This window comes from Litorilinea aerophila (genome assembly GCF_006569185.2).
Classification (GTDB): domain Bacteria; phylum Chloroflexota; class Anaerolineae; order Caldilineales; family Caldilineaceae; genus Litorilinea; species Litorilinea aerophila.
In genome coordinates this window covers 39,677-50,002 of record NZ_VIGC02000039.1, presented here as the reverse complement: position 1 = coordinate 50,002, position 10,326 = coordinate 39,677, and the positions used below count along the sequence as shown (strand labels likewise).

Genomic DNA, 10,326 nt, shown 5'->3' with positions numbered 1-10,326 from the left:
TAGGAGATAACCAGACACAGGTTGGCCTGCTGTTCTGCTGATGGTTATTCAGTTTTCAATGTGCGTCACGATGTGCTGATGGTTTCATCGCTAAAACCGTCACGATGTGCTGATGTACGACACCTACTGACTACCGTCTACCGTCTACCGTCTACCCCCTACCCCCTACCTCCTCCGACGCAACCACCACCACGAACTGCCGAACAAGCCAGCGCCGCCGAACCCCAACAGCCCAATGGCCAGCAGCACATCCGGGTGGGCCCGGGTGGCCCATCGGTTCAGGCGTGCCTGCGCGTCCTGCAAAGAGATGCCTGGACCTTCCGGCGTGGCTGTGGGCCAGGGCGTCCAGGTGGGCGTCGGCGTGGGGGTGGGCGTGGCGGTAGAGGTCGGTGTGGGCGTCGGGGAGGGTGTGGCCGTGGGTGTCGCGGTGGGCGTGGGCGTATCCGTTGGGGTGGGTGTGGGCGGCACCGGCGTCGCCGTCGGCGGGAGGGCGGCAGCCACCACCACCGGCTCGGGCGTGGGCGTGGGGGGCACTTCCACCGCGGGCGCGCTCTCATCCGGGTAGAGGGCGATGGCGTCCACAAAAATCAGGTTGTCGCCGGTGGAGCGGGGGTGATCCACCAGGAAGAAGACAGTGATGATGTCGTTTACGGCCCGGGCCTTGACGTCGATATTGACATCGGGCGGCGGGTAGTTGAGGATGCGACCGGGTCCCCAGTGCATGGGGCCCCAGATCACGGTGGGGCTGGTGGGGTCGGTGCCGCCGGTGGGATCGATGCCCAGTTGCCGGCCGAAGGTATCGGGGGCGTTGGGCGCGCCCCAGGCGATGCTGGCCCGGTAGCCGGCGCCAGGTGTCACCGGGACCTGGGTATAGATGCCGGCCTTGAAGGTGCCGCCGTTGCTCCAGATGCGCAGGCTGGGCGGTCCCCAGAAGGTGTCCACGTCCTGCATGAAGGTGGGGTCCCCTTCCAGCACAAACTCGGTCCAGCCGTTGGGGATCTGGCGGGGTGGGCTACCCCGGAAGGTGTCGAAATCGCAGACCGGCGCGGGGATGACGTTGGGCGGACTGCACGGCTCCGAGGCGGCGTGGGCGGTCATCGGCAGCCAGGCCAGCAGGATCGCCAGCAGAAGGGTATAGGGCCATTGGATCGGTCGGTTCATGGCAACGAGTATACCTCCAGGACGGCCGCCGGCAAAACCGGCGCCTGCGCGCGGGCCGGTAGAACCGCTGCCATGACCCAGTGCGGTGAGGGCTTGGGGTACTATTGCAATCTGGCGTAAATACCACGGCAGAAATTCGGCAGCACGACCTCCGGTGGAGACCATCGGCGAATTTCTGCCGGGATTTACTATGGTCGCCGTGGGCCCTGTGCTACAATTGGCCTGGTCGGTGAACATACGATAGGATCCCACTTATCGATGAAGCGGGAAATGTAGGGAGATGATGAAGGACATCTTGTTGGAGTATGGCATCCAGCCTCGCCTGGGCCCTGAAACCCTGGAAGAAGCAGCGCAAGAGGTCCAATCCTTGCGAGAACACTTTCAGGCTAAGCCATGAGCGTCATCGCCAATACCACGGAGAGAAACGCATGAGACGGCCCCCCATCGTGGCCCTTCTGCTGGCTTTCAGTCTTGTATGGCTCTTAAGCGCCTGTGCCGGGGTTTCCGCCGGGCAGGATCTGCCCGCCGTCGCCCCAGCCGCTTCGCCCCCGGCCGGGGACGAGCTGCTGGTGGCCGCCGCGGCCGACCTCCAGTTCGCCTTCACCGAACTGGGCGAACGCTTCCAGGCCGAGACCGGCCAGCCGGTAACCTTCGTCTTCGGCTCCACCGGTAACCTCACCGCCCAGATCGAAAATGGCGCGCCCTTCGACATCCTGGCCGCGGCCAACGTGGCCTACATCGACCGGCTGGACGCCCAGGGCCTCATCCTGCCGGAGACCCGGCAGCTCTACGCCCAGGGACGCATCGTGCTGGCCGTAAACCGGGAAGCCGGCGTGGAGGCCACCACCCTGACGGATCTGCTGGATCCGGCCATCAGCCGGGTCGCCATCGCCAACCCCGCCCACGCGCCCTACGGCGTCGCCGCGCAGGAGGCCCTCCAGTCGGCCGGGCTGTGGGAAGCCCTTCAGCCGAAGCTGGTCCTGGGCGAAAATGTGCGCCAGGCCCTCCAGTTCATCCAGACCGGAGACGCCCAGGCCGGCATCGTGGCCCTCTCCATCGCCCAGGTGCCGGAGGTCACCTACACCCTGCTGCCGGCAGAGCTCCACAACCCCCTCAACCAGGCCCTGGCCGTGATCAAGTCCAGCCGCCATCCGGAGGCGGCCCGGGCCTTCATTGAGTTTGTCAATGGGCCCGTGGGACGGCCGGTGATGAAAAAGTACGGTTTCCTGCTGCCCGGGGAGTTCTGATGGCGACGGTGGACTGGTTCCCCCTGTGGCTCTCCCTGCGGGTGGCCACCCTGGCCACGGCCCTGGTGCTGGCGGCCGGTATCCCCCTGGCCTGGTTGCTGGCCCGGCGGGACTTTCCGGGCAAGGCCCTCCTGGGGGAGATCACTTCCCTGCCCCTGGTCTTGCCGCCCACGGTGCTGGGCTACTACCTCCTGGTGCTGCTGGGCAACCAGAGCCCCCTGGGCCGCGCCCTGGCGGCCATGGGCTGGCCCCTGGTCTTCAGCTGGCGGGGCGCGGTGGTGGCCGCCGCGGTGGCCTCCTTCCCCCTCCTGGTGCAGACGGCCCGGGCCGGCTTTGAAAGCGTGGACGCCCGACTGGAGGACGTGGCCCGCACCCTGGGCCGCTCCAACTGGGCCATCTTCTGGCGGGTGACCCTCCCCCTGGCCTGGCGCAGCATCCTGGCCGGGGGCGCGCTCAGCTTCGCCCGGGCCCTGGGCGACTTCGGCGCCACCCTCATGGTGGCCGGCAACATCCCCGGGCGCACCCAGACCCTCTCCATCTACATCTACGACCTGGTCCAGGCCAACCGACAGGTGGAGGCCAACTGGATGGTGGCAGTGATGACGGTGGTCTCCCTGGCCCTGCTCATGGGGGCCCGGCGGCTGGCTGGCCGGGCGTTGCGGTGACGGCCCATGCTGGAACTGCAGCTGCGCAAACGCCTGGAGCACTTCACCCTGAACCTGGCGCTGACGGTGCCGGCGGGCATCACGGCCCTCTTCGGTCGCTCTGGCGCGGGCAAGAGCATGACCCTGGCCTGTGTGGCCGGCCTGACCCGGCCCGACGCCGGCCGTATTGTGCTCCATGACCGGGTGCTGTTGGACACGGCGCAGGGGATCTGCCTGCCGCCCCAGCGCCGCCACGTAGGCTACGTGATGCAGGATTACCTGCTCTTTCCCCACCTTTCCGTAGCCCAAAACATCGCCTTTGGCCTGGTTGGCCATTCCCGGGCCGAGAAGGAAGCCATCGTGCGGCAGGCGCTGGCCCAGGTGGGCCTGGCCGGGTTTGAAAACCGACGCCCCCAGGAGCTCAGCGGCGGTCAGCAGCAGCGGGTCGCCCTGGCCCGGGCCCTGGTCACCCGGCCCCGGGTCCTGCTGCTGGATGAGCCCTTCTCGGCCCTGGACAGCCCCACCCGGGCGGCCCTGCGCCGGGACCTGGTGCGCCTGCGGGCCGAACTGGACATCCCGGTGCTGCTGGTCACCCACGACCTGGCCGAGGCATACCTGCTGGCCGACCAGATGGCGGTCATGGAGGCCGGACGCCTGCTCCAGGTGGCGTCGCCGGAGACGGTTATCAACCAACCGGCCAGCCGCCGGGTGGCCGAGCTGACCGGAGGGACCAACTTCTTCACCGGCAGGGTGGTGGCGCATCAGGATGGGCAGAGCCTGCTCCAGGTGGGCCAGCTGCATCTGCTCACCCCACCCGTTTCCGCCCCCCTGGGGAAGCAGGTCAGCCTGTCCATCCGGGCCGAGCGCATCATGCTCCTGCGCAAGGATGTGGACGTGGGCCATCGGCTCAACCGCTTCCGCGGACAGATCGTGGACGAGCTGAGCGACGGCATGACCTGTACCCTGTTCCTGCGGCTGGAAGGTCCGGCGCGCCTCCAGGAAGGAGTCTACGACCTGGAGATCCGGCTGCCCGTCCATATCTACGAGCGGTTGGGCATTGCCCGGGACAGGGTGTGGGAGGTGAGCATTCAGCCTGAGGCCATCTTTGTCTTTGCCGACGAGGTCGGGGATCCCACGGCCTCCTCTCCCTCCCCTTCCCCGGCGCCACCCCTTCGGGCCCGGACTGCTTCTCACAAAAGTTTTAGGGGCGCTTAATCCAGGCTTAATTTTATGGGGCGATACTGGAAGTGCGCTGTTGTTCAGATGCCGATGTGCCCCTCCTCTTCGGCATCCAAAATGAAAGTCCCGGTTGCAATTAACATTGCAGCGGGACTTTCGTTTTTTAAAGGGATCCGTCGATGGCCTCTCTGAAGAAATCACAATTTTACAGATGACGCAGGTCCGGTCTGGAAGCCGGACCTGCGAAATGGATCCTTCATCTATGCCCATCTGTGGATCTGGTTCATTCCTCCGTGGCCCGTAGCTGGAGCAGGAGGCGGTTGACCAGATTCAGGAGAGGGCCCCGCTGTTCGAAGCCACTTTCACTGTAGTCGCTGGGGCTCAGGTAGATCTGCCGCCGGGTACGCCGGATGAGCCCCAGCAACAGGCGGCGCAGGGTCTCCTGTCGGGTGGTGTACTCGTCGAAATCGCTCCAGGTCCGGCCCGCGGGCCAGCCGGGCTGCAGCACATAGGGGTGGGTCAGGGGCTGGTAGAGCCGTTCCCACCATCCACTGGAGCCGATATCCAGCCAGAACTGGACATCTACCGCGCGGTTGCGCATGAGAAAGGTGTAGGCCGGCGCCAGGAAGACGGCATCCTCCGGCTCCCGCCAGCCCGGCACGTAGAGCGCGGCCAGGGCGCCGCTTTCCACCAGGTGCAGGTAATCCCGCCCCATCTCGGCCGGGTTCAGCCCATCGGGCGCGCTTTCCTCCATGGCCCAGCGGAAGTTGCGGGCCGACTGCACCAGCTGATTGGCCACCCGGGCCGCGTCATGGTCTTCGTGGAAGCCGAAACCCGGCTGGCTCAGTACCTCGCCGAAGAGGCGGGCGAAGAACTGGTCCAGGGGCAGGATCTCGCCCGAAGCCCGGTAGGCGTAGATCCAGTCCCGCAGGCGGTCGTACGCCTCGCCCAGGGTGTAGGTGATCCGCTCCTGCATCTCCGGCACCAGATCCCCAAAACGTCCCAGATCGATACGCGCCCGCCGTTCCGGGTAGACGATGCGGCTCAGCAAATGTCCCCGCACAGGATCCAGGCGAGAGACGGCCAGCACCAGGGCCTGGGTCACGTCCGACGGCGCGGGGCGGATCCCCCAGGTGGGGTGGGCCAGCGCGGCCAGGGTGAGCAGGCAGCGGGCCGCCGGTTCATCCTCCAGGGCTCGGCTGGGCCGGTGGGTGGTGGAAGGGATGCCCGCCTCGCCCAGGGCCTGTTGGAGGCTGAAGCGCAGGGCATCGCTGACAAAGGGCGCCAGCATCGCGATCTCGCCGGGAGGCACCCCTTCCTCTGCCACCAGATGCCGGATCTGCTTCACCACCCAGCCGATCATCTGGGGGTAGAAGCGCAGGGGCTCCTCGGGTAGAAGCAGCGCGGGCGCGGCCGAGCCTGCAGCCTGCGACTCCGCCTCTTCCTGGAGGATCCCCTGGGCGCTGGCTGTGGGAGCCAGGCGGCGGCCCCGCAGGACCTGTTCCACTTGCCCGGCCAGGCGCTCCAGCGCGGGGGACATCACATAGCTTTCGTGCAGGGTGATCTGCTCCGGGCAGTGGTCAGCCAGCCGGGCCGCGCCCTGGGGGTCCGCGCCCAGGAAGAAGCGGTAACCGCCGTCGCTGTCGGAGATGAGCAGGGCGGTCTCCAGGAAGGGCAGCCATTCCTGGACCAGGTGATGGGCGGCGGCGGTGTCCTCCTCCACGTTGTCGAAGATGAGGTGCTGGTGGCTGCGGAAGAGGTGGGTCCGGCTCCAGGGGTTGGTCAGCACGTGACGGTTGAAGAGCACGATCTGCAGGCTGAAGTCAATAAGGGTGGCCTCCAGGCAGAGCTGACGGAACTGGTGGCTGATGCGCCGGGCCGCGCGCAGCGCGTTCAGCCGGGCGGTGCGCTGGTCCCCCCCGGGTACAGCCAGTTCCAGCCGGTCGTAGGCCTCGTCGATGGAGAAGCCGTGGAGCGCAGCCTTGTTCAGGTTGTCCAGCACCTGGCTGATGATGCGATTTCGCTCCACCCGCACGCCGTCGAAGTCGCCCTGTTCGAGGGCCGCGTCGATGAAACGGGCCATGTGGTGCTGGCTGGTCTCCAGATCCAGGAAGGTGGGCTCCCGCCTGGGGTCGGCAAAGCCGGCTTCACCGGCCAGCAGGGGCCAGTAGAGCTCCACCGAAGCCCGGGCCAGGCCGGCCAGGGTGGTCACCCGGACTGGCGGGCCGGGGGGGATGTGGGCCTGGCGAAGGGCCTGGTAGTAGGGCTGGGCCAGGGTGCGCTGGGGGACGAGCACCAGGATGTCGTCGCCCCGGACCCGCTCCTGGCGCAGCAGCCACTGGATCCGCTGGATGGCCAGGGTGGTCTTGCCGCTTCCGAAGGGGCCGCTCAGGAAAAGTTTGTTGGCGGATTGGATGACGGGTACAATATTCTGGTTCATACCAGAGTGATACTCCATTGTCAGCAGAAAGTCAAAAGCCAAGGGACGGGGCTATGCAACGCTATGACATTCCACTGGTACCGGGGCCGGTCTCGGTGCCGGAAGCAGTGCGGGCTGCCTACCAGGTTGATTACGGCAGCGCGGATCTGGAGGACGAATTTTTCGAGTTGTACCGGGCTTGCGAGGAGGGGCTACGTCAGATCCTGGCCACGGGCAACCAGATTGCCATCCTCTCTGGGGAGGGGATGCTGGCCCTGTGGGGCGCGCTCAAGAGTGTGGTACGGCCGGGGGATCGGGTGCTGGCCGTGGCAACGGGGGTCTTCGGCTACGGCATCGGCGACATGGCCCGGCAGATCGGGGCCGAGGTGGAGACGGTGGGCTTTGGCTACGACGACGTCGCGGATCCGGACCAGGTGCGGGAGGCCGCGCGGCGCTTTCGACCCCGGCTGATCACCGCGGTCCACTGCGAGACGCCCAGCGGGACGCTGAATCCCCTGGCGGAGATTGGACAGATTTGCCGGGAGGTAGATGCCCTCTTCTACGTGGATTTCGTCGCCAGTGCCGGGGGGACGCCGGTGTGGGTGGACGAATGGCAGATCGACCTGGGGCTATTGGGCAGCCAGAAAGTGTTGAGCCTGATGCCGGACCTGGCCATGGTCTCCGTGAGCGAGCGGGCGTGGGCGGCCATCGAGGAGGTGGGCTATGCGGGCTATGATGCCCTGCAGCCGTGGCGGCGGGCGGTGGCCGAGCGGTACCTGCCCTACACCCACAACTGGCACGCCCTGGCCGGCCTTCGTGTAGCCATAGATAGCCTGCTCAATGAAGGATTAGAGGCCGCCTTTGAGCGGCATGCCACCGTGGCCGCGGTCTGTCGGCGGCGCCTGCAGGAGATGGGCGTGGCCCTCTGGCCCCGGCGGGAGTCCATCTGCGCGCCCACGGTTACCGCGGCTCGGGTGCCCGAAGGCTGGAGCTGGCCCGAACTGGACCAGGCCCTGCGCCGGCGGGGCATGGCCGTGGGAGGGAGCTATGGGCCCCTGGCCGGCCAGGTCTTCCGGATTGGACACATGGGTAGCCAGGCGGACATGGCCCTGGTAGAGCGGGGCATGGATGTCCTGGCGGAGGTACTGGCGGCCGGGCCAGCCGGGGGGTAGGCCCTTGGGCACACAGACGGGGGCAAGCAGGGACGCAAACGAAGAAGGCCTGCACCGAAGTGCAGGCCTTCTTCGTTGAGTGTCCGGTAGCGTTGAACCTAAAGGAGGTCCCCCTGAGGTGACGCTACCGGACGCATACGGATACTAGAATCCATTAGCATCACCTCCTTTATATTAGGATAGCGAATCCAGGCTGGGCGCCCGTTGGCCTCGATCTTAAGCTACTTGGATCTTAAGCCACCTGGCATCAGGTCGCCCATGGGGCCCAATGCTCGTCGGCGGGATTCGAACATTTGTGCTGAGGCGCCTAGCTGGCTAGAGTATCTCATAGATCCAGGTCGATGTCAAGTGCGGAAAAGAGGGTCGAAAATGGTTCTGAGATGGCCGGTCAGCGGGCCAGGTGCCAATCGGGATTCTCCAGGGCTTCGTAGACCACGCCACCTTCCACCTGTTTGGGCATGGGGATGCCCAGCAGGTAGCAGATGGTGGGCGCGACATCCACCGCACGCACCTGACGTTGCAGGGCTACACCCTGGCGGACACCGGCGCCTGACATGATGAAGGTGCAATGCTGTCCACCCATCCCCAGGACGGCTGTGGGGAGCTGTTTGCCGTGGGCGCCGTCGAATTCGGGCCGCAGGGCGTACACCACGTCTCCGACCAGATCTCCCCAGAGGTTCAGCATCTCGGCATCTCTCCTGCTCAGAGCCAGCGCAAAGGGATGCCGTCCGGTTTCAGGATCTTTGTAGGTATGGAGCGCCGCAATGATGGCACGCTGGGTTTCTTCGTACTCTTCCGGTTCCACAATACCGCCTTCGTCGCGCCCTTTCAGATTGATAAAGATGTGAACCAGACCCACATTGGCGGCCCGGGTGCGGCTCCAGTCGATCTCCCGCTGGCCATCTGGGCCTTCCCGGTAGACAAGGAAGCCGGTCTCTTCCAGGACCTGGGCAATGTCGATGGCCTGAAACTGATTGGGCGTACCTCCATGATCGGAGACGACGACGATCAGGGTGTTTTCATCGGCCAGCGCGGCCACTCGGCCGATCATGTCGTCGATGGACTTGTAGGTGCGGGCCAGGCCATCGCGGCAGCGCTGGACTGTGGCCGCGTCGGCGCCGCTGAATTCATGGGCCTGGCCCAAGAAGAAGTGACTGGCGTAATCTGAAGCATGGGTTTCAATGAAGAGGGCATCCCAGGAGCCATCTGCCGTCAGATGTTCTGCCACATCGGCCAGGCGTTGGTGGTGAAAATCCAGGAGCTCGAAGTAGGTATCGTCGTCGACCACGCCCAGGGCGTCGCGGGCGGGGTTTTGGAGGAAGTTGCCCACATGTTCATCGATGGCTTGGGCGACCTCTGCCGGCTGGGTGTACCCTTCTCGGGGCCAGATCTGGGGGACGAAAAGCTCAAGTGTATCCCCCGTGGGTGAGAGGGTAATGAGTTTCATGCGTACGTATCCCTCGACAGGTTCACCATCGATGGTAAACGTATCGAGCCACCAGTCGGTCCACTGGCCGACCCCTAACTCGCCCACGCTATCGGCGCCATCCCGGCTGCGGCAGATGCGAAGGCGGTCGTAGCCATCCTCCTTGGTGGCATAAATTAGTCCGTACAAGGTTCGGGGGACACCTTCCCGGCCCCGGAGCATGATATCTCGGCCTCGGGCAAGAGGACGGATGGGCAATGCCACTTCCTTGGGGGGGCGGAGGGAATCGGGTAGATTGGTCCAGCCATCGGCATCTTGAATGGTCACAGGGTCTATATCCCGTACGGTTTGGAGGGCGCTGGGGTCAAGGGTTTCTGGATCTCGTTGGCCGCCGATGGGTCTGGGCGCCCATTTGCCGGCGACAAACAGGTGGTAACCGGCGATCTGGTGATGGTTGGAGACGCCTGGGCCGGTTCCCTCCACCTGAACGCCTCGGGTCACTGTTGGGGGCCATGAGATCTCCCACTTGACCAGGATGGGCTTCTTGCCGGCCCGTTCCAGGGTGTTCCAGAGGTACTCGGATTGAGAGAGACCCGTATTGATCCCCCAAACGGTTTCGTCCAGTCTGCCGCCCAGTTTACGGATGTTAAAATCCATCACCTGGTGGGTGCCCGGCCAGGAGCCGGTGGCCGTGGTGGTCCAGCCAGGGGGCGTCAACGTGGGGAATACCCCGATCATGGGACGGTAGACACCGCGGTCCTTCAGGCGAGCCAGGTTGGGCATGTGTCCCCAGTTCATCATGTTGAGGACAATTTCCATGCTGGCGCCGTCCATCCCAATGACGATGACACGTTTGGCGGGGCTGTCCATGACTCCTAAATCCTTTCTGTGTTGGTTAAATGAGTTCGTGTATGGAGAGGTCTGGCTGAAGACGAGGAAACAGGGGAAAAGGTGTGGACCAACTGGTCCACACCTTTTCTTTCAGGCTTTAGGTGGTCGCTCCTGAGGGCACTATCCACGGGACGGGTGTCCCCCGGCGCCAATTCCTCAATGAAAGTGAGTGTTATGGCCACCAGCA

At 65.2% G+C, this 10,326-nt stretch carries 7 protein-coding genes; 4 read left to right on the top strand and 3 right to left on the bottom strand.

The features are described 5' to 3' along the window. Nucleotides 1-165: 165 nt before the first annotated feature. Complete coding sequence (locus FKZ61_RS21425) at nucleotides 166-1,161, bottom strand: hypothetical protein (RefSeq protein ID WP_211358679.1); 996 nt, start codon at nucleotides 1,159-1,161, stop codon at nucleotides 166-168. A gap of 428 nt (nucleotides 1,162-1,589) precedes the next feature. On the opposite strand from FKZ61_RS21425, the gene modA reads away from it, so the two are divergent. The 3 genes from modA to FKZ61_RS21410 are packed head-to-tail and all read left to right on the top strand — an operon-like array spanning nucleotide 1,590 to nucleotide 4,267. Beyond that, on the top strand, nucleotides 1,590-2,408 hold the full coding sequence (gene modA / locus FKZ61_RS21420; RefSeq protein WP_141612190.1) for a molybdate ABC transporter substrate-binding protein: 819 nt from the start codon (nucleotides 1,590-1,592) through the stop codon (nucleotides 2,406-2,408). Beyond that, a complete protein-coding gene (gene modB / locus FKZ61_RS21415; RefSeq protein ID WP_141612189.1) occupies nucleotides 2,408-3,073 on the top strand; it encodes a molybdate ABC transporter permease subunit in 666 nt (221 codons plus the stop codon). The genes modA and modB overlap by 1 nt, the downstream gene beginning before the upstream one ends. A 6-nt stretch (nucleotides 3,074-3,079) precedes the next feature. Next, nucleotides 3,080-4,267: an ABC transporter ATP-binding protein gene (locus FKZ61_RS21410; protein ID WP_141612188.1), complete on the top strand. Its 1,188-nt coding sequence runs from the start codon at nucleotides 3,080-3,082 to the stop codon at nucleotides 4,265-4,267. Between the two features lie 247 nt (nucleotides 4,268-4,514). On the opposite strand, the gene FKZ61_RS21405 is transcribed toward FKZ61_RS21410, so the two are convergent. After that, nucleotides 4,515-6,671: a PD-(D/E)XK nuclease family protein gene (locus FKZ61_RS21405; protein WP_141612187.1), complete on the bottom strand. Its 2,157-nt coding sequence runs from the start codon at nucleotides 6,669-6,671 to the stop codon at nucleotides 4,515-4,517. A gap of 53 nt (nucleotides 6,672-6,724) precedes the next feature. On the opposite strand from FKZ61_RS21405, the gene FKZ61_RS21400 reads away from it, so the two are divergent. Beyond that, nucleotides 6,725-7,822, top strand: coding sequence for a pyridoxal-phosphate-dependent aminotransferase family protein (locus FKZ61_RS21400; RefSeq protein WP_141612186.1), 1,098 nt, complete (start codon nucleotides 6,725-6,727; stop codon nucleotides 7,820-7,822). A gap of 388 nt (nucleotides 7,823-8,210) precedes the next feature. Here FKZ61_RS21400 and FKZ61_RS21395 read toward each other — a convergent pair whose 3' ends face one another. Continuing rightward, entirely contained in the window at nucleotides 8,211-10,118 is a 1,908-nt protein-coding gene (locus FKZ61_RS21395; RefSeq protein WP_141612185.1) for an alkaline phosphatase family protein, read from the bottom strand. Nucleotides 10,119-10,326 lie beyond the last annotated feature (208 nt).